This window comes from Lacrimispora amygdalina (genome assembly GCF_900205965.1).
In the GTDB taxonomy this organism is placed as follows: Bacteria; Bacillota; Clostridia; order Lachnospirales; family Lachnospiraceae; genus Lacrimispora; species Lacrimispora amygdalina_A.
Window position 1 is genome coordinate 97,941 of record NZ_OAOF01000014.1, and the last position, 20,565, is coordinate 118,505.

23 protein-coding genes are annotated in these 20,565 nt (G+C 41.2%); 3 read left to right on the forward strand and 20 right to left on the reverse strand.

The features are described 5' to 3' along the window. Positions 1–378: 378 nt before the first annotated feature. Genes CRO04_RS17750 through CRO04_RS17815 form a run of 15 tightly spaced genes read right to left on the reverse strand, consistent with a single transcriptional unit; the run spans position 379 to position 12,416 of the window. Positions 379–2,646 (reverse strand): hypothetical protein, encoded by a 2,268-nt coding sequence (locus tag CRO04_RS17750; RefSeq protein ID WP_097005579.1) that lies wholly within the window; start codon positions 2,644–2,646, stop codon positions 379–381. Continuing rightward, a complete protein-coding gene (locus CRO04_RS17755) occupies positions 2,636–3,190 on the reverse strand; it encodes a putative phage tail protein (protein ID WP_166432603.1) in 555 nt (184 codons plus the stop codon). The genes CRO04_RS17750 and CRO04_RS17755 overlap by 11 nt, the downstream gene beginning before the upstream one ends. After that, positions 3,180–4,253 (reverse strand): baseplate J/gp47 family protein, encoded by a 1,074-nt coding sequence (locus tag CRO04_RS17760; RefSeq protein ID WP_097005581.1) that lies wholly within the window; start codon positions 4,251–4,253, stop codon positions 3,180–3,182. Before CRO04_RS17760 ends, CRO04_RS17755 begins: the two co-directional genes overlap by 11 nt. Then, a complete protein-coding gene (locus CRO04_RS17765; protein WP_097005582.1) occupies positions 4,253–4,654 on the reverse strand; it encodes a DUF2634 domain-containing protein in 402 nt (133 codons plus the stop codon). The genes CRO04_RS17760 and CRO04_RS17765 overlap by 1 nt, the downstream gene beginning before the upstream one ends. Before the next feature lie 15 nt (positions 4,655–4,669). Continuing rightward, complete coding sequence (locus CRO04_RS17770) at positions 4,670–4,984, reverse strand: DUF2577 domain-containing protein (RefSeq protein WP_097005583.1); 315 nt, start codon at positions 4,982–4,984, stop codon at positions 4,670–4,672. Continuing rightward, positions 4,977–5,933 (reverse strand): XkdQ/YqbQ family protein, encoded by a 957-nt coding sequence (locus CRO04_RS17775; protein WP_097005584.1) that lies wholly within the window; start codon positions 5,931–5,933, stop codon positions 4,977–4,979. The genes CRO04_RS17770 and CRO04_RS17775 overlap by 8 nt, the downstream gene beginning before the upstream one ends. A gap of 13 nt (positions 5,934–5,946) precedes the next feature. Further along, positions 5,947–6,615: a LysM peptidoglycan-binding domain-containing protein gene (locus tag CRO04_RS17780; RefSeq protein ID WP_097005585.1), complete on the reverse strand. Its 669-nt coding sequence runs from the start codon at positions 6,613–6,615 to the stop codon at positions 5,947–5,949. 1 nt (position 6,616) lies between these two features. Continuing rightward, a complete protein-coding gene (locus tag CRO04_RS17785) occupies positions 6,617–9,070 on the reverse strand; it encodes a phage tail tape measure protein (protein ID WP_097005586.1) in 2,454 nt (817 codons plus the stop codon). Between the two features lie 59 nt (positions 9,071–9,129). Next, entirely contained in the window at positions 9,130–9,294 is a 165-nt protein-coding gene (locus CRO04_RS26360; RefSeq protein ID WP_166432604.1) for a hypothetical protein, read from the reverse strand. A 14-nt stretch (positions 9,295–9,308) separates the two neighbouring features. Beyond that, positions 9,309–9,737, reverse strand: coding sequence for a phage tail assembly chaperone (locus CRO04_RS17790; RefSeq protein WP_097005587.1), 429 nt, complete (start codon positions 9,735–9,737; stop codon positions 9,309–9,311). An 18-nt stretch (positions 9,738–9,755) separates the two neighbouring features. Beyond that, entirely contained in the window at positions 9,756–10,229 is a 474-nt protein-coding gene (locus CRO04_RS17795) for a phage tail tube protein (protein WP_097005588.1), read from the reverse strand. Positions 10,230–10,246: 17 nt separating this feature from the next. Continuing rightward, positions 10,247–11,545: a phage tail sheath family protein gene (locus CRO04_RS17800; RefSeq protein ID WP_097005589.1), complete on the reverse strand. Its 1,299-nt coding sequence runs from the start codon at positions 11,543–11,545 to the stop codon at positions 10,247–10,249. Then, entirely contained in the window at positions 11,539–11,736 is a 198-nt protein-coding gene (locus CRO04_RS17805; protein ID WP_097005590.1) for a hypothetical protein, read from the reverse strand. The genes CRO04_RS17800 and CRO04_RS17805 overlap by 7 nt, the downstream gene beginning before the upstream one ends. Positions 11,737–11,747: 11 nt before the next feature. Beyond that, positions 11,748–12,161, reverse strand: coding sequence for a phage tail terminator family protein (locus CRO04_RS17810; protein ID WP_097005591.1), 414 nt, complete (start codon positions 12,159–12,161; stop codon positions 11,748–11,750). A gap of 9 nt (positions 12,162–12,170) precedes the next feature. Continuing rightward, on the reverse strand, positions 12,171–12,416 hold the full coding sequence (locus CRO04_RS17815) for a hypothetical protein (RefSeq protein ID WP_097005592.1): 246 nt from the start codon (positions 12,414–12,416) through the stop codon (positions 12,171–12,173). A gap of 135 nt (positions 12,417–12,551) precedes the next feature. On the opposite strand from CRO04_RS17815, the gene CRO04_RS17820 reads away from it, so the two are divergent. From CRO04_RS17820 to CRO04_RS17830, 3 genes are read left to right on the forward strand one after another with little or no spacing between them, the layout of a single operon-like run. Next, the gene (locus CRO04_RS17820; RefSeq protein WP_097005593.1) at positions 12,552–13,013 is read left to right on the forward strand and encodes a helix-turn-helix domain-containing protein; all 462 of its coding nucleotides are present in this window, start codon (positions 12,552–12,554) and stop codon (positions 13,011–13,013) included. Between the two features lie 26 nt (positions 13,014–13,039). Then, a complete protein-coding gene (locus CRO04_RS17825; RefSeq protein WP_097005594.1) occupies positions 13,040–13,495 on the forward strand; it encodes an ImmA/IrrE family metallo-endopeptidase in 456 nt (151 codons plus the stop codon). 56 nt (positions 13,496–13,551) lie between these two features. Then, positions 13,552–13,764 (forward strand): DUF6774 domain-containing protein, encoded by a 213-nt coding sequence (locus CRO04_RS17830; protein ID WP_097005595.1) that lies wholly within the window; start codon positions 13,552–13,554, stop codon positions 13,762–13,764. Positions 13,765–13,825: 61 nt separating this feature from the next. Here the strand turns inward: CRO04_RS17830 and holA are convergent, their stop codons facing one another. Genes holA through CRO04_RS17855 form a run of 5 tightly spaced genes read right to left on the reverse strand, consistent with a single transcriptional unit; the run spans position 13,826 to position 20,562 of the window. Further along, positions 13,826–14,797, reverse strand: a complete 972-nt coding sequence (holA, locus tag CRO04_RS17835; RefSeq protein WP_097005596.1) for a DNA polymerase III subunit delta — start codon at positions 14,795–14,797, stop codon at positions 13,826–13,828. Between the two features lie 20 nt (positions 14,798–14,817). After that, a complete protein-coding gene (locus tag CRO04_RS17840) occupies positions 14,818–17,220 on the reverse strand; it encodes a DNA internalization-related competence protein ComEC/Rec2 (protein ID WP_334293627.1) in 2,403 nt (800 codons plus the stop codon). Next, a complete protein-coding gene (locus CRO04_RS17845; RefSeq protein WP_097005598.1) occupies positions 17,220–18,209 on the reverse strand; it encodes a GerMN domain-containing protein in 990 nt (329 codons plus the stop codon). The genes CRO04_RS17840 and CRO04_RS17845 overlap by 1 nt, the downstream gene beginning before the upstream one ends. Positions 18,210–18,225: 16 nt before the next feature. After that, a complete protein-coding gene (locus CRO04_RS17850) occupies positions 18,226–19,668 on the reverse strand; it encodes a sensor histidine kinase (RefSeq protein ID WP_166432606.1) in 1,443 nt (480 codons plus the stop codon). Positions 19,669–19,695: 27 nt separating this feature from the next. Beyond that, complete coding sequence (locus CRO04_RS17855; protein ID WP_097005599.1) at positions 19,696–20,562, reverse strand: DegV family protein; 867 nt, start codon at positions 20,560–20,562, stop codon at positions 19,696–19,698. Positions 20,563–20,565: the final 3 nt, after the last annotated feature.

Here is a 20,565-nt window from a genome sequence, read left to right on the forward strand (position 1 = left end):
TAACCGTCTCCTCCATCACCCCCAAAGATATTAATACTATTTTGGGATTTTATTATAAGGTTGTAGACATTAAAATTTATTGATATTATCCTGCGGCCAGAGCCATTTCCTGTATAACTTGTTGATACAACTTTTGTAAGACTATTAAATTTAACATTAATCTCTGCCTATATCGACCATCATGATCACCAGTAGTTTTATGTATATTAAATGTAGTTATAGCAAGTTTTTTACTTAAATCATTATTATATTTGATCCGATAATAATGGCCACTGTTGCCACTCCACTGTCAGACAGGTGAGGCTGCAGATGCCGTTTGCAATGTTGTAGGTGATTTTGCCTACTTTTATTGTTTCCTGATTCATATTAAGTCCTCCCTTATGAGTTTGTTGGATAAGTTACACTTAATTGAATAACTGTACCAACTGGTTTTTGAACATTTGCAGACATTTGCAAATATCCTGTCGAACTTTGGAGCCAGCTATTAATGGTCGGTGGCGTATTTGAAGCTACCGCAATATCATTAACTGTAATTGGTTTTGGAAATCCAGTAATTGAATATACTGTTCCAGAAGTTAGTGTGGTTGTTGTTGTTACTTCAAGGCATATTGATACCATAGCCATACCATTCAAATTTCCATGTCTTACATATCCACTTTTTAATGTCCCCCACGTACAAGATAAACCCGCAGTTATCAAGCCTGAAATCTGAGTACCATTTGTATCTACTATCATACCACCAGAAGTTTGCATCAATCCATATGTACTTCCAGGATATGTGCCCAAGATATGTAGTACTGATGCGCCAGAGGTGTTGCAAGCATATGAATTATTTGCGCCAGTACAATTTTGCATATATGCCTGTGTATTGACACATGCTACTGCTTGTAACTTTCCTGTGATATCACAACCCGCAATTCTAACGAGATTTGATTCACCACATCGTATGCCCATTTTGGTAGGTGCAAGTGTAGTTATTTTCAGGTTGTTTAATAATACATTTGAATTACTAGTCACTCTAATAGAAGCATCATCATCACTATTGTTAATCTTGATACCACTTATTATAGTTAACGCGGAACAGTAGTTTATGTTAACGTATGATACAGTCACTTCATCAGAAACAGTTTCAGCGTTACTTTTTATGTATATAATACCCCCATGAAAACTATCAACTTGCAATCTTTCGAAATAAACACCGTTAGCAACTATAATTGTTGCAGTATGTCCACCTAAATCTTTGGGTAGTATATCTACCGCGTGCTGTATGGTCCTAAATGGATTTTCACTTGTACCATCACCTGTTATATCGGATCCCGTAGTCGCCACATATAATGTCAAATCATATCTTAATGTACCAATTTTAGCTCCATAATTGCTAGCAACAATACCACCAGATACATAATAATCATCTAGTGTCGTACCGGTAGTTTGATACATATCGCCTTTAAAAATTTGACCTCCACCTCCTACATAAGTCCCGTATTGATTACCAACACTATTAGACCAACTACCAGAATATATGTATGAACTATATGATCTTAAACAAATAGCGTGGTTTAATGATCGGCAATTAGTAATCCTAACTGTTGGCGTGTAATCAAAACTAAACGAAGGATTACTAGGCGCACTGACAATAGATTGACAAGCCTCAACAAGTACAAACTTACACCGATCTACATACATACTTGTTACATTTTCAGTAGTGAAATTAAGCCCTATTACTGATATAGATTCACATGTATTAATAGCAATTGAACCCGCATTGCAAAGTGAATTTAATACCAGATCTCCTTGCCTACGCAAAACCAATTGTCCGTTATCAAAACCACGAATTGTGATATTTTCATTATATGTACCATCAGATATAAATATTGTTGCTTTGCATCCACTTAAGTCCTTTGGTACTACGCTTAATGCCTTTGTAATACTGGCATATGGACTTGTTTCGCTACCATCACCTATTGTATCTGATCCAGTTGTTGCCACATAATAAGACACATCAGAATATAAACTCAACGCCTGCAAATCACTATTTAATTTATTATACAAATCAAACAACGTCTTCCCATACCTCGCATCAAGAGCATACCCTCCCGCAGTCGTACTCCCATTATTTACCAACTTCCCCACTGTGATGATACCAGTCTTAAAGTTATTATAATCCTGTATAAACTTCCTGACTTTCCCAAAAAACTGTCTGGAACTTTCCCCCTCTTCCGGAACAGGAAATTCAGATGAAACGGAATCCAGTGATTTAATTTTAGTATCTGAGATATCACCATCAGCCGATACTTTTGAATTCCAGTCCTTTTTTTCTCCATCGGAAACAAACCGATTCGCCCCATCCGTTTCAATATCCGATGCGCGTCCTGAAAATGCGATATTCTTCATTTCAGAGAACCATTTTTTTATCTTACCATGAGTTAACGATAAGGATTCCCCGGACTCAAGATTTTCCCGTAACACCTCTTCTTCAAATGTGGTAACTGTCTGCGAGGAATCTCCTGTTTTATCCAGTTTTTTCTGTTCCTGATTCATAAGTTCCTCATCAATTGAATCCAATGTCCCGTTGTACTCATTTATATCATAGAAATCGTCTTCCCCTGGTTTGGGAAATTTATAATTCTTCGTTTCATTTTTCATTATTAAGCACCTCGTTTCGTATATGACCGTGAGTCCACGCTGCTAATTGCCTGTGGGTATAATTTTTCAGCAGTCCATGCTGATTATAAAGAAGATCTAAATCTATCACCATGTTGCAGGGAGTAAATTCTTCCAGCAGTTCAGCCACTTCTGAAAAGCTCCGTTTACTCTTCAATGCAACACGTACAATAATTATTTTTTCCGGTTTTATTTCCATGAAAAAGCCATCATTCCCACAGAGCATTGACAATTTTTTTCCTAAAGTTGCCCTGGTATATGGAATCATCCGATTCCATTTTGATAAAACTTTAAAACGCCTGTCTTCCAGCGTGTCTCCACTTTGTGGGTATACCTTGAGCATTGTTTCATAGCGTTTTATATTCCGTTCATCGGAGCTGTTTATAAACTGATTGTCAAAAAGTACTTCTGTTTCATCTTCCAGAATCTGGATTTCAGGCTGGATTACCTTCTGAATCACACTCATTTCCATGTATTCTCGTAAAAAATCAGGAATATAAGACAATAAATCAACTTCACGAATCAATTGCCACCCCTCCATTTACCGGTATCTGATACGGATTTAACTCCAGGTTTACCGTTTGTCCATTTATTTTTGTGTTTTTAATATCATAGATTCCCTCTATTGATAAAATTTTAGATTCCAACTGGGAAATTCTAACTATACACCCATAATCGCCCATACTCTCCCAGGAAGTTCTGATTTCTTTTAAATAATCTTCTACCGCCTTATTAATCAGTTCTTTTAATGCCTCCAACGTGTAGTTTTCATTAATTTCTAAAGCAGTACTGATTTGTATCGGCACAGCTTCAGCTGAAACAACAGTAACCCGATGATCAATAGGGGCCAGACCATCTCCATTAGCCGTTTCTGCTGGGTCCATTATATTTTGTACTGTCTGCACTAACACATCCGAGGCCTTGTTGCAGTCGGAATCCAATATGGTCAATTTTACTGTAGAAGGACCATCCCATGCCCTGGTAACTTTCGTTGCCCCAACTCCTGCAATTCCATTTGTTTTCTCAATATAATCCTGTTTATTTCCCCCATACGATTTTTTCTCAAAAGAATCAAAATAATTCTTCCGAAACACCTCCGTATCTACAGACTCCTCCCCAGGTATAAGAAGTTCTGTAATTTCCATAGAAGTAAGACCGGAAATATTCTGAACAGGGATCAACCTGCCGAACTGATGATTTCCCTCTTCTCCGGCTTTTTCGCAGACTACCTGAAATGTACCGTTACCCATACTTTCTGAAACAGTATAGTAATAAGTGCCCTGGCGGAACCGTTCCCCCTTTTTTATAAGAACTGTATCAGGAACTGCTACTGCTTTTAATACTGCCCTGGTAGCTTCCGTTGGCTGCAGCCCCCGTTCTGCCGCTCTGCGGATCAGATTCTCCCTGGAGGCTGTCTGGGCAAATGTTTCTTTTAATATCGTATCAAACTCTATGTATACAATCTGCATTTCAGCTGCCGCCGCAGAAAGTGCTGTATAAATCAAAGATCCTTCCCTTTTATCCAGTCCATTTGGAACACGGTCCATCATCCTCTTTAATATCACTTCATATGTCATACTTTCATACATCAGGTATTCACCTCCTTCTCTATTCTTAAGTCACCAAATATGGAGTTGACAGTAAATGTTACGTGAAGACTTTTTTCTTTCATTTCAAATTCAAAATGATCCACGTTCTGAATACGGTCGTCCTGGAGAAGTGCCTCACGGATTCTCTTCTTTATTTTTGTCTTTACTAATCCAGAGGGTTTACCGAATAAATGATTAAGCTCAGCTCCATAATTCCAGCTGTAAATCAGCCACTCAAACCGCTCTGTATTTAAAATACAATAAACTGCCTGTTTCACTGCATCTGATCCATCCACACTTCCATTTATCCGCTTATTTTTTATATCCAGATAAAATGTTGTTGATGGCTGCTGTATTATATTAAAATCCTGCTGCAATATATTGCCCGTTACCGGAATCATTCTACTCCCCCTTTCTTACCACTTTCCAATGGCCACAAACTGCTGACCTCCTTTTTTCTGGATTAACAGCACATGATCTCCCGATTTTAATGTGTTTTTTACCGTAACTGCAACTTCTCCCACTCCAGGAATATCCATTATTTCCCTATGTTCCAAAAATTGTTCTGTCAATAGTATCTGATTCTGGTTTAATATAGTCTTTTGACTAATTTGAATTTCAACCGGATGTTCTTTTACAACTGTTCCAGCTATTACATCACAAGGGTCTGCCGCTTCCATTGCCTGAAACACAATTTTCTTTATGTTATCTACCCAAATAGTATCAGCCACTTATTTTTGCTCCTCTCAATGTCAAATCCATTGTATGTATCCCTCCCGCTATCTTGTGGGTAACGGATTCAATGATAAGATAATTTTTAAGACCGATATCATTGACATTTAATATTACAGGAATCAGACTGCCTGCTCTTACACGGATATCTCCAAATGCATCTTTAATTGTTAAGGTTCTTGAAGGTCGATTATATAAATTCAGATATCTTTCCGCGATTGACTGGGCATCTACTCCTTTTTCAATGGATTCATCTTTTTGGAGAATTCCCCATTTATTAATGGATTCGGAGTTTTTTGTCATAAAAATTTCTCTTTTTTTACTGTCAGTATCATCGTAATAAAGCTTGATCTGATTATAGGTATTGCTGTCTATACTTACCTTATAATCATAATCCTGAGCTGTCGTATCATCTATCTGAATATCAAGTATCATACTCTCCATATTTTTTAAGGCCAGTTTGCCTGCATCATCATAAAATGTGTATATCTGTCCGATACGGATCATGGTAAGGTCTAAGTTATTCAGAATAATGTCAAACAAAGTCTTGTCCTTTTCATTTCTGGAAAATGATATCCCTGTATCTTCCAATTCACCTACGTTTAAATGATAATCCTGTGCTATCATCTGAATCACTTCACCTGCTGTTAAATTAGTGTAATTGTAGGAGTCTTTATTTTTTAAGTAGCGAAGCTGATCATATGCGGTGACCTTCATCTTTCCATCATGATTCCAGCTCCGTTCAAAAATAAATCCGAAAAAAACTGATTTTCCATTAACGTCAAGACGTATTGTATTCCCTTCTTCTATTACAAGATTGCTGTCAGGGATCAATGTAAAGGAACACTTACCAGGCTGGCCTCTTCGCTGAAGTACCCAGGAAATGGCTCCTTCCACCACTGGTTCATATACAGTCTGACCGTTTTGAATATATAAATGTGCCTCCAATTCCTTCCTCCCTTTACGGTATAATCAGAACCTGTCCAGGATAAATAAGATTCGGATTCTTGATTTTATCCTGATTTAACTGATAAATCTCCTGCCATCGGTTCCCATTTCCAAGTTGCTTTTTTGAGATTGACCACAGACAGTCTCCTTTTGTCACTGTATAATTTTTTTGAGTCTGCGGCTCCCCCTGCCTCTTTGTACCATCTTGTGAAGAATCCGTCTCCTGTTTGTCATCTACAATAGTGAAGTTCATAATTTTAGTGCCATAATGTTTATATTCCTTCATGGAAAGAGAAACCTTTACATCAAGTCCCTCTCCCACATCATCAGACACCTGATATTCTTCAAGCGTTACATCCATACTGGTATCAAACAGACTTTCTCCAGATGGTCCCTGACGAATTATTATGAATTCAAATGGTCTCTTGCTTTTTTTTAATTGACCAAGCCTTTCTAAAAAACCTTCTGCGTTGTCTATACTACCATCCCATACTGCACACGGGTAATCCATCTGCGGAATTATGATATCAAGGCTTATATCTGCCAGACCAGATGGCTTAATTAAGTTTATTTCTTCTCCATTGATTAGACTTACCGTTTGATTTTGACCATTATATTTAACCGGGATTTTTTCAGGCGGCAGGGGAAGCAGCATATCATCTATATATATTTCATAAGACATATTAACCCACTCCTTCCGCTGCAGATGCTAATATCTCACCAGTTACATCAGATAGTCTGCGGTTTAATTCATCAAAATCCGTAATATTTTTTATGGTATTGTTATTATTTACATCCACCTTCAGTTCAGCAAGAGTAAACCGGTTGATAATCTCCTGCTCTGCTGCATCCCGCATATATTTTAATTCCTCATCTACAACATCCATAGAATCTGCCATGGCTGCTGTACTCATTGCCGTATCACCTGTATTTCTGATAATATTTTCATTTGAATCCAACTTGTTATCTGTATTTTCTGTAGGATCCTGCTGCTTTAAAAAAGTTTTGAAATTCTCATATTTATCTTTAGCACCAGCTTCCATATTTGAACCAATTTTATCACCTGTTTTGAAACTATCTTCATAATTTATATGTTGGAAATTGAATTTTTCACCTAAATCCATAGTTTCAAACTCTTTTTTATATTTACCGTTCCCATGTTCTTTTGCAAATTTATCAGCAAAGTCAGAAACGCCTTCTCTCCAAACTGATACCGTTGCTTCCATCTTAGTGCCGAAAACCAGATCCAGAGCCTTTGCTAACTTCTGAATGAGTCCCAGAACCTGATCTGCAAAATCTGCAAATAGATGCACGGCTGCTCCAATTGGATCCCGGAACACATTTGCTATAAAATTGGCCAGTATAATAAATGGATTCAACATAAATTCAACTACTCCAAAAACCAGTTCAGCCATAGCCATCAGTATATTGCTAATAGCTGCTAATGCCATGAAGAATACTCCAACAATGATTCCTGTTACACTATAAGAAGTTCCGGCAAACTGATTAATTGCTGCTACTCCGGCATAAAACAGAGCGATTAACATAATGATCAGTATTATGATCCAAGTCAGAGGGCAAGCCGCAAGAGCCGCATTTAAACCTTCCGTAGCAATTGTTTGTGCTGTAGTAGCTGCTACCTGTGCCCAGCTGCAGACCGTACTCCAGGCAGTTGCAGCCGCACTCCCAATCATCGTCAGCCAGCCAACTCCCAGAACTGCATTGTAAACAACCAGCGCTGCAATAATTCCCAGGATAACAGGTTGTAAGACGGACCATGATTCTGCAATGTAATTTCCAATCTCTCCCGCAACTAAACCAATTACACCAAATATTCCACTGATATTTTCCACATCCCCCTGCAAGCCTGACGTAAAATCTTGGATGCTTTTTGTTACAAAATCTACCACTCCGCCAATTGGACCGGCTAATCCCACATTTATTGTTTTTGCAAGTGAACTGAGAGCACTTGCCGCATCATCATACTTTGTCCTGTTTAACTCCTCCAGATGACTCTTTGTCAACTCTACGGATCCACTTAAATCAGTAAGTGCAGTAACTCCATCGCTTCCAATATTTTTCCATGCCTCTCCAAACAACTGTACACCGGCCAGATTCCTGTTAACCGGATCTTCCATGTTGTTCAAGGCGTTCATTGTCTGTTGGAATGCCTGCTTCGCTGTCTCTCCCCCGCCTCTGAATGCTTCTGTCATCTTATTTGCATCAAGTCCCAGAGCTGAGAATCCCTGACTGGAATCTTTACCTCCGCTGACAGCACGTTTTGAGAATTCACTTACTGCATCTCCAAGTGAAGCCACTGAGATTCCTCCGCTTTCAGCACCATTAATCATAGCCTGGAACATTTCAGCACCGCCAAGACCGAGGCTTTTAAATCTGGATGAATACTGATTAATTGTCTCCAGCAAATCCCCGTTCTTATTAAGCCCTGCCTGGGTTCCCTGAATAATCAGATCGAACGCTTCCGCACCGGATATTCCAAACTGCTGCTCTAACATTCCTGCAGATTTTATACTGTCTGTCAGACCATACCCAAACGTATCCTGCATCAGCAGTCCTGCACGGGTGATCTGCTCTAACCCACTTCCCGTCTGCCCTGTAAGCTGATTAACTGCAGACAGACTTTGGGCTGCAGAGTCCAGACTGGGGCTTAAATTATCAATGTAGAGATTAGATGCACTTTTTTCTGCTGCTTTGAGTTCCGGTCCCTGTAAGCCAGTTCTATTCTGAATAACATTACCAGCAGCCTTCCGATCATTAGCCTGGTTAAAAACCTCCATAGGACTTGTGTTTATTCCCATATTCTTTGCTACAGAGACCACTTTTTCCCAGGCTTTTTTCAGCCTTTCCATTTCCTTTGTATTCTCACTTGCGCTCTCTGTTAACTCGTCTTGTTGATTCTTCACTTTATACATAGTCTCTTCTACCCGGTCATACTGGATACGCATCCCCGCCAGAGAAGATTCCCACATCTGCATTCCCGGTAATGCCAGCGCATTAGATGAAGCCATCTGTAAGCTGCGCATCAGGCGGGCGGTAATCTTTATAGAATTGCTGACTCTTTGCAGTACAGGAGTCGCTCCATCCACAATTTGTATCGAGTTTTCTGCTGTTGCCACACCACTACCTCCTTCCTTTTGTTATTGGGAAAACGTCCGTTAAGACGTCCTCCCTTTTTCTATCTGTGCTTTGATTTTGCTTTTTGAGCCTGTTTTTTATCATTTTCCAGTTTAAGATTGACTGCTGCTATGATAAACGCCTTTTCATACCGGTCAAGACTTAAAAATCCATGGGGCCACTTATGAAGCTTATGGAGGCAATAGTAGGCAATATTTGCTTCCATATCGCCTCCTTCTATCAGTTTTTTGCTTCTTCTACCTGTTCTTCCAGAGTTGTATCAAATCCATTTACCTGCTGAATCCGTTCCAGATAGCCTGCATATTCTCCTGCAGTGAGCATTGCCTTTAACAGTGCATCTGCTCCCATCACATGATAAGAATCCTGAAGGCTCTTATCATTTAAATTAGGGTATACAGTACATTCCGCAGCCAATTTTCCAAGATAGAGATTGTAATCTGTCTCCTGCGTATATTGTCCTTTTTTACCGGTCACCTGTACCCGTTTCGTACATTCTTTTCTCAGTGCTTCGTCTTCTTTTGAAGTAATGGCTTTTATTTCCCATTCCACCGGCTTATTCTTCTGACCAACAAATCGTTTCGATGCTACAAATTTTTCATTTTCCGCTTTCACAGCATTCTGACTTAAAAAGCAACTTAAATCTCCCATAATTAATCTCCTTTTTTCTTACTGCATTCCAGCAATTGATCCAAAACGTTCCGGCATCTCCCAGCTTTCAAAAGTAAATTCAAATTCATCCTCTAAATATTCTCCGGATGCATCGAATTTGGTAATAATACCGCCATTAATGTTACAATTTTTTAAAATAACCGTCTGCCTTCCCACGCTGGAAGCAGGATCTTCATTTGTAACCTGGATATCAAAGTAAATATCTCTTCCGGTCTGCTGGTAGCGGTATAAAATGTCGCGGAAGATACTTGTGTTATAGTGAAATTTTGCGGATCCGGTCCCTTTCATACCAACAGTCTTATTCCCCTTCATGGCACGTCCAAGAATGGGGATCTCAGATTTCACCTTCTCAATTTTAGCTTCCAGATTCAAAGCCTGCATAAAATTGTACCGCTCATTTTCAATTGTTATAAAGCACTCCGCCTTTGTTGCGCTGACTGCATCCCATGCATTCATAGTTATATTACTCATAATTCATTACTCCTTTCTTATGAAACAACGACTGTCATGTATAAAATACTCATACAGTTAACCGGCTGAACTGGAAAATTAACTAAAACAGATCGTTTTCCATCCCCCTTATCCACAGTAACTGCCTCTGTGTCAAAATCATCAATTGCTCTTAAAGCAACCAGATGCTTTCCATAAGTAACAATATCATTCCAAAGACTGATACGCCCTCCATTATCATTTGGCATTTTTCCAAGATAACGGGAAGAAAAAAGTTCGGAAATGTCGTTACCAATCTGGTCCAGAACACGGACAGTCTGATTATTGGAAAAATCTTCTCCCTTTTCATCTGTATAGGTAACAAATGTATTAACATCGGTAAGAACACGGATCTCACTTCCAACTTTATGGAAAAGAAATTTTCCGGCCTTTATTGCATCCGCCAGCTGAGCCTGAGTATAAGGAACCTTAACGGTATATTCCCCGTTATACTTTCTGTTTTCTATGGTTTTGTTAATCTCACATGCAGCTTCAGCACCCGCAACCCAGTAAACAAGACCTGCTGCACTTTCCTCTGCTTCATTTTCCACCGAAATAATTCCCTCATGGTCCGCTTTGGCGTACTGATGTAAAACTGTCTGGAATTTTACGCCAACTTCATCTCTCATTCTCTTTGTAAATGCTGCAAACAAGGCTTTTACACTCTCATCCTGGGAAGGGCAGCAAAGAATCTGGAATGAACCGCTCTCTACAGCACTGAGAAACTCTGAATAATCTTCACCAGTTATGTCACTGCCATCTGTGCCGCCAGAAAGCGTAAGACCAGCATTTTCTGCAAGTGTTCCATCTTTCTTAAACGTTACGTAATGGTTGTCCTTCAGTTCAGCGGCTTCGGAAACTGTCTGCGCATCCACTTCTCTGCCATCAAACATGACTCGTACATCGTACTTTGAATTTTCATCAACGTTCTTTGATATAACAATCATTAAACTATTTCCTCGTATGCCGGAATATCTTGCTGTACCATAATCACAGGAGGCCTGCACACCAGAATTTAACCGGTAAAAAATACCCTTCTTTAAATTTTGAAATAATTCTCTGATGGGGCGCATTTCCTCTGCATCATATGAATAACCAAATAATTCTTTGCTGTTATTCTGAAATTCTTCAGCTGAAACTTCAAAAGTCTCTCTTTCAGGACCCCAGCTTAGTTTCATGGGGATTGCAGCTGTTCCTCTGCCTCCCATAGCTGCCCCAGAAGCTGTACGATTAATAAAATTTATGTACGCACCAGGAAACACCTTATTTTGAATCTTGAAATTACCTCCACCTAACATACTTTTACCTTTCCTTTCTTAAATCGAATCATTATTTCATCCGCTTCTGCAAATGTATAAGTCTTACCATTTTCCAGAAGTGCACACAGTAAGTCGCTTTGATTGCAGTACCTTTCCGAACAAATTAACTGTTTCTTTGTATAACGTGATGAATTTGCAGCAATATCTCTTTTTTTACCATTCTCAGTCATAAATTACCTCTTTACTTTAACCTTATGTCCTCCATGGACACGTCTTCCCCCTTATTTTTCAAGAAAAACATCTGGTATTCCGCCTGAAAAATCAATTTTCCATTTTCAAATTTACCATTTCTGCTGACACAGCCCATAGACATCCCATTCTCCATAGAAACAAATTCCAGATGCTCCATTAACAATTCCAGAACATGATACTGGTCTTGACAGGACTCTTCTGTATCCATTGGATGGTAATTAACAAATAGTCCTATGGAACAACAGTATCGGTTTCCATTGACACATTTTTCCGACACCTGTGAGATACCGGCTTCAAGACAGGATTCCTTTTCCCCTTCTTCTATTTGACCTGACACAATTTTTTTATCAGGAAAAATAACATTCAGCTTTCCAATTACAGAATCCATAATCTGGCTATACATTATCAACCATCACCCCTCTTCTGTTTTTGTAGTCTTTTTGTCTACTTCATCATTAAAAAAAATATCCCTCATTTCCTCTAACGACGCAATCCCAAGCAATTCACACAGCAATTTGATCTCCCCCGCCTTAAACTGGCTCTTATTCCATAACTTTCTCCGAAACCCATAGCAGGATAAGTGAAGCCTGTCTGCAATCCACCCCTTTTTCAGCCCGGATTTTCTGATTAACTCATTTAGCCGAACCGTATTTGTCATTTCTTCCTCCTTTCTTGTAGTCTTTTTGTCTACACCACAATCATACTCTGTTGTTTCTGTTTTGTCAACACTTTTCTATTTTTTTGTTGAACACAGTTCTACTGCATGGTATAATACATTTAAGGAGGTGATCCTATGGACATCGGTCAGATCATAAAACAAAGAAGGGAAGAACTGGGAATGTCTCAGGAAGAACTTGCGCAAAAGGCGGGTTATAAATCCCGTTCTTCCATTAACAAGATAGAAGTGGACGGCAGAGGACTTCCCCAGTCTAAGATAACTGCCATCGCAAAAGCGCTGAAAACAACTCCCGCTTTTCTTATGGGATGGGAGGAGACAGAGAATACCACCCTTGGCGAATCCGCAAAAGAAATGCTGAATAATTTTCAAAAGCTGAATGATTATGGACAGAAAGAAGCATTAAAAAGGGTTAGTGAAATGGTACACATCCCCCAGTATTCCAAATCCGGCTCTGTTGTACAACCGATAAAGCCAGATCCCCGGTCTTATTTACAGCCGGTTGCCGCTCATGAACGGACAGATATCGAAGTGACAGAAGAAATGAAGCAGTATGATGATGCCTTTTTCGATGAATAAAGAATAAACTCGTTGAGGTGATTTGTTTGAATTATGACATATTATTAGAAGAAGCAGAATCTGATGGAATTCTGATTAAAGAAAAACCGTTAGTCGCAAATGATGGACGGATCAGAGGAGATCATATCCTGATCCGGCAGAATATGCCCGGATGCCAGAAGGCCTGCGTTCTGGCGGAAGAGCTTGGACATTATTACACCACTGCCGGAAACATTCTGGACCAGTCCGATGTTTCTAACCGGAAACAGGAGCGTACCGCCCGTCTGTGGGCTTACAACAAGATGATTACATTGGAAAAGCTGGTTACGGCTAAAGAAGCCGGATGCCGGAATAGCTATGAAATCGCAGAGCACTTAGATGTAACGGAAGAATTTTTGCTGGAAGCACTGGAATGCTATCACACAAAATACGGGAAAGGTTTGCAGAAGGACTGCTATTTAATCTTTTTTGAGCCATTTAATATCTATAAAATGATTGAATAGTTTTTTTTATCGTATTATAGGCATAGTTATCATATATTATCCAGAGGTGATCTTACATGCAATCTTGTGAACTCGTAGCGCTTGTGTCATCCATCGCCTGCTGCCTGGCGAAAGACCGCTCTGCCGCTGAAATTGCTCTGCTAAGTAGTATTTTCAATCAGCTTAGTGACACTCTGGAGACTATTGCTGCCCATCAGTTGCTCTGTAGTGGAGACAAGGATGTTGAAGATATCTTTTTTTTCCAAAGTAAACAGGAAAACCAGGAGTGATAAGGAACTACTCAGCCGTTCCTTATTCTCCTGGTTTTCAGTTTTTATACAACCCGTTTTCTTAATATGCTGCCGTAAGTAAAAGCTCCACTGCCAGACGGTCCGAAAGCCGCCCCGTCTTTACTGCCTCTTCAGCCTCCACGCAGGTATTCACATAGGAGAGAATCTGCTCCTTTGAAAAAGTTCTGGCCTGGGGCATCAGTTTACCTGCCGCAAAAGGCGGTATTTTAAGCCTAGATGCGATACCACTCTTGTCCATCCCCTTTCCCATCAGTTCCTTAACCTGCAGCAGCTGATTAAACTGTCTGGCTATGAGAAACAGGATTCTCATGGGCGGCTCTTTTAATGTGAGTAAATCTTCATAAAGCGCAAGAGCCTTTTTTGTCTGTCGGTTAACGATGGAATTAACCATTTCAAATATCTTATTGGCAGTCCGTTCCGTACAGATTGCCGCTACATCTTCATTCGTTATCACTTCTCGTCCCAGGGTGAAGCTGATTAGTTTTTCTAACTCCATCCGGATGTTCTCCATATCGTCTCCGGTCATACTCAGAAACAGTTCCATGGTCTGCCCTGTCACCTTCTTTCCTTCTCTGGAGAGAAGTGTTCCCGCCCATTTAGCAAGCTGGCCTATATCCTGACGCTCCATCTCTGCCGCATAGCCCAGTTCCTTTATCTTTTTAAACATTCGGCCTCTTTTATCCACTTCTGATTCCACAAACACCATGCAGGTTGTATCCGGAATCTGGGGAAGGTAAGAAACCAGCTCCTCAGCCGGGGATTTGAAAAATCCGCTGTCTTCCACCAATATCATTCGCTTCTCAGAAAAAAATGGCATGGTATCAGCTAAACTGATCAGCTCCTTTACATCAATGGACTTTCCGCCAAACTGATTGAAATTCATGGTATCTCCCTGGGTTATAGCCGATTTGAGCTGATTTTTATAGCTGTTTTTTAAAAAGGCTTCCTCCCCGTATAAAAGATAAACCGGCTTAAAACTACGATCCTTAATATCCTGATTCAGCGTCTGCATGTAATGTATCTCTCCTTTTCCTATCTTTCATTATACCCAGCCTTCCGGTTTCCGTCAACGAAAGTTGAAAAACCAATCCTGCTTCCATCCGTTACCAGTCTGACCGCTCCGCTCTCTCCCGTCTGAAAAACCGTAACGTTCCGCTTACTCAAACGGTTTAACACTTCTTTATGAGGGTGTCCGTATGAGTTACCCTGACCGTAGGAAATAACAGACCAATGGGGAGATACTGCATCAAGAAACGGTTCACTGGAAGAATACTTAGAGCCGTGATGGGCAATTTTCAGAACATTTACTTCCCCCAGGTAATTCCCTTCTTTCTTTCCAAGAAGGCGCTGTTCCTCTGTCTCCCCCATATCTCCGGTAAACAGTATATGGCAATTTTCGTAGTCCATTTTAAGGACCTGGGATTCTCCGTTGGTATCTGCCGGGGTTTCCTCTTTGCCGGGATAAAGGCAGGTAATGGAAAGCGCTCCGATTCTCATATAATCTCCTCCAGTTATATACCGCACACTGGTTCCCCGCTTTCCTGCCAGCGCATCCAGGGACTGAATGGATTCATCGTCTCTCCCATGATAAGGCAGAAACAGATTCCCGATTCGTATGTCTTCATTATTTTCCAGAAGGTATTTTACTCCGCTTAAATGATCCAGATCCCCATGACTGACAAATGCGTAATCAATTACAGAAATACCAAGAGATTTTAAACAGGGAGCAAGTGTGTACTCTCCCAGAGACTTCTTTGAAGAGCTGCCGCCATCAACCAGTATACATACGTCTTCTGTCCGCAGTAAAATTCCATCTCCCTGCCCCACATCAAGAAACCAAGCCTCCAGCCCCTTTACGGGGCGAGGCAGAAAAATCACTATAGACAGGAGGTAAATTCCCATTAAGAAAAAAAGCTTCCCCCAATACGGAATTAACCATTTATCCGCTTTCTTTTTTAATAATCCAATAATAACCATACTACCTGTAAGAAATACCGCGTAAGCAGCAAGCACCACCAAGCCAGGTCTTCCCAAAATAAGATTATTCCCAGGCAGCCCGCCTGCGGCATTTAATAGGATCTCATAAAGAGACAGTATATAATGCCCGGTTCCTGCAGCCGCAGTTCCCAAAACAGGGCTTAAGGTACCAAAAACAATCACCCCAAGACCGGAACTAAGAACTCCTCCCATAAGGGGAATTACCAGAAGGTTAAGTACCAGACCGTAAGGAGGCATCTGATAAAAATGAAAGGCCGTTACAGGCAGAATAATCATCTGGACAGCGAAGCAGGCAGAAAAACTCCTGGCAGACAGACCTTCCTTTCCCAGCCAGCTGCTAAGATAAGGAGCTGCTCCTCCAATTGCAAAAACAGCACCAAAAGACAGCTGAACGCCTCCCTGCATAATCAGATACGGGGAATAAAAACCTTGAAAAAGCAGAGCCATCGAAGCGGCAGATAATAAATCGTATGTTCTGCCAAGACAGGCAGCATAGAATCCGGCACTCATCATTATACCTGCCCTTATAACAGAAGGGCTTGCACCGGTTAACATGCCGTATAAAATAAGGAGACCCGTACTCACAAGACCAGCTTCCCAAAAACCAGCTCCTGCCTTTCTCACCAGTTTGTAGAAGGACAGACCTATGAGTGACATGTGAAGACCACTGATAGCAAGGAGATGTGCAATGCCGTTTCTCTGATACAGATCCTTAATCTGACTGGAAATTCCCATTTTGTCTCCCAGTACTGCAGCAGCGAAAATCCCGGCATCCTCTTTTGATGCATCCCGGTAGAGAAGCTCCTTACTTCGCATCTTTAGACCTCTCAGATACTCCAATAGCGGTGATTTGGAAGGATCCGTAACCTGGATCTCCTCCGCAGACAGGCGGCAATCCAGCCCCTGGGATTGATAGTAATTTTTAAAATCAAACTCTCCGGGGTTTCTTGCCTGGGAAAAAAGCTGGATCTCTCCGCGTACTGTTACGGTCTGCCCGATCCCCAATTGTTCCCAGGAAGGACCGTTTTCTTTTTTCAGGGAAACCAACAGCCCGGAAGCTTCATAAGGAACTGCCTCCCATTTACCGAACCGGAATATTCTCAACCGGTTATGCTTTAATACGAGCTGTGCCTCTCCCTCATCTTCCTCAATGGAGGAAATTCTTCCCTGAGCTTCTGTGTAACAAGACGAGATTTGATCAAGTATCTTATCCCGCTCTCTCCATTTCTCCGTTTCCGCGTCAGCACGTGCCGCTCCCAGATAGAAAAAAATCAGAGGCAGAAAGACCCAAAGCGGGGTTCTGCCTCTTCTGCAACCACAAAAAATCATCCCGGCGGCAATCAGCGCCGGAAGAAAAAGCCAAGATGTCAGAGCCAGCAGTACGGCAGTCTCTCCAAGTACAAATCCCCCTGCGATCAGACATAATGGACGTTTTATTAATTTGTTCCTCCTGTTTCTTCTGTATTTTCTGTAGATTCCTCATTCTCTTCATTATAATCCAGATTCCGCTCAAACAACTGGTTTAGGGAAATGGAGTCCCGAAACATCACTTCCTGGGAACCATTGACTGTGATCTGGACCTTATTGACAGATGATACCGCAGCCAGTGAATTCACAATGGAATAGATGGGAATGTATTCCTTTACATCCAAAGTATTATTTAAAAATGAAGAGTCAAAATTAATATAACAAACATTTTCATTCACAGATACATTTAACAGCTTGGTGTCCTTTGGCAGTGTTGGGTTTAATCCCGGCCTGCTTGGACCAGCTATCAGCTGTTCAATAACCAGTTTTTCCAGAGAAGTATTGATGTTATGAACCACTTCTCTTGTCTCGCGAACCAGCTTTTCCCCATTTTCATCCGAAAAGTATAAAGAAAGCTCTGTTTTTTCAAATGAGTTAACGTTGCTGATGTTATCGATAAAATCCGTACTCTGCATAGGCCCGATGGGATTTCCTGCGTTATCCAGAAGAGGCTGCTCTGCTGTATAGATCGTCACGTATGCGATCCCGTCAATCTGTGTTAATGTTCTGACCAGAGCCGCTCTGCACAGAATCTCCCTGGTGCTGTTCATCATGGCGTAATTATTATCAAAATACAGGTATAAAACCGTATCCTCCAGCTTATACTTCTCAAACCCCACCTTGTCCGGTACTGCTGCCTGCCGGTCCAGATCCTTTGGTACGTTGCGGAGCTGCATCATAAGATTTTTAATTTTCCAATCTGTATCCGTTCCCGGATCATCTGAAGGCTTCTCAGGCATAGTATATTGCTGAGGCTCCATTTTGGTCATAGCCGAATTCAAATAGTAGATCTGATAAAGCTTTCCGCTCTCTGTATGTTCTTCAGGCGCCCTTCCTGCACAGCCGGATAAGCATATCATAGTCAGCAGGAAGATTACTATACCAGTTAATCGCTTCATCCTGTTCCTCCTGTTCCTAAGAAATGTATGTGAGGGGAATACGTACGGTAAAAGTAGTACCCTCTCCCTCTTTGCTCTGAAGCTTAATGGCACCCTGATGCATCAGAACTATCTTTTTCGTTATGGACAGCCCAAGCCCGGTACCGCCGGTTTCTCTGGATCTGGCTTTATCCACCCGGTAAAAGCGGTCAAAGACACGTTCCTGGAATTCTTCCGAGATGCCGATTCCCGAATCCGCTACCTTTACGTAGAAGAACTTATGGTCTGCATCCAGAGTCACCCGGACCCATCCGCCTTCCACGTTGTATTTAATAGCATTCTCCACCAGATTGCTAAGTGCAAGCGAAAGCTTCATCTCATCTACATCAGCCGTCACTTCCCGCATGCTCTCAAAAGTCAGTTCGATGTTACGCTTTCCTGCAATCGGACGCAGCCGCTTTAAAATCAACTCCAACAGACCGTTGATTTTGACCTGTGCTATGTTTAAGTTGGCTCCTGCCGTCTTATCCATACGCACCAGGGCAAGCAGATCATCTATAATTTTGTTCTCTCTTTCTATCTCTTCGGATATGTCACTTAAAAATTCCCGGTATAATTCCACCGGAGCATCCTCCATGCCCATCAGCGAATCAGCTAGAACCCGAATGGATGTAATTGGAGTTTTTAGTTCATGAGATACATTGGATACGAACTCTTCCCTTGACTTGTCTACCGCTTTCAGTTTCTTTAAAGTGGTGTTGATGGAATCCGAAATCTGTCTGGTTTCCTTATAAACCCGTGAGCTGATATCCTCTTCCAGATTCCCTTGTGCAGCACGGTTTAACAGCCGTTGAAGCTCACGAAACGGCTTCATGATAAGCTTTACAAGCAACACTGCAACAATTGCAAGTATAGAAACTATTAATAGCTGCAAAAATGAGCCTTTATCCGATACTGCCACAATCCGGTTCAGAAGATCTTCCGAGGATGCCGTGACAATCATGACACCATCGATCTCCTTATCCTGGCTGTTGGAATAGATGGGAATTGTCAGGGAGAAATATTTTTTTTCCTGATTATAATTGCTGCTGATTTCACCATTGAAACAGCGGACCACCTCTTCCGACACATTGGTTTTTCCTGCAGAAAGGGAAAAGGTATCGCTGATAATGCGGAAACTCTTGTTAATAATTATAATTCTCCCATTAAACATATCCGCTTTAACAGACATTTCATTATCCAGAAGAGGATCTCTTGGGTCCATTGTCAGGAATCCAATTCTGGTCATCTTATTGCTTAAAATCCAGCACTGGTTCTGTATTTCCTTCATCCTGGAATCAATCAGGTTCTGGCGGAATGCACCTAACAAAACTGCACTTCCTATGGAGACAGTCATGCTTCCAATCAAGATAAAAACAAGAATCAGGGTAACCTGCAGGCTTATGGTTGGTTTTCGTTTGAAACGTTTCTCCTCAAACATGATCATGCCTCTCTAATCTGCTGCTTATCATAGCTCTGTCTTTTTGGTACATGTAATAGCCAGAGCGCCGGGGCCGATGTGGCAGGATACGCTGAGGGAAAGGTGGTCCACATAGATTTCCCCTGTTTTTGGAAACAGCTCCTGTAATTCCTGTTTAAATTCCAAAGCAGCCTCCAGACTGTCTGAATGAACCACTGACATATGACAATTCACCCCTTCCGGGTCTTTGAAGCGTTCTTCCATATCTTTTCTTACAGCAGCCACCATCATGGATTTTGCCTGCTTCATAGTTCTGGCTTTCGCAAAGGCATCAAGCTTTTCCCCCTGTATGGTAAGTACCGGTTTGATTCGAAGAAAGCTTCCCAGCAGTGCTGCAGCCGGTGTGATTCTTCCGCCTTTTTTAAGATATTCCAGAGTATCCAGCGTGATATAAATAGTGGAGTCCATCTTTGTCTCCTCCAGCTTCTCCTTAATCTTCTCCGGACAAATTCCACGCTCTGCCATATCCCTGGCATCTAAAACAGACTGTCTCTGAGTCACCGAGATCCTCTGATTGTTAACTACCAGGACCTTTCCATCAAATTCCTCTGCCAGCATGGTTGCTGTCTGGCAGGAGCTGCTTAATCCACTGGACATGGGGATGTGCACAACTGCATCATAATCCTTTAACAGTTCAGTCCATAAATCCATTAAATCTCCGGGCGAAGGCTGAGAAGTGGAAATATCTGCGCCGCTTTTCAGCTTTTCATAAAACTCCTGCTGGCTTAAGCTGATATCCTCATAGTACATCTCTCCATCCATCATAAATGGCATGGGAATGACATAAATTCCAGCTTCCTTCCCCTGTTTCTGGGTTATTCCGCTGTTGCTGTCTGTAACAATTGCTACTTTCATTCC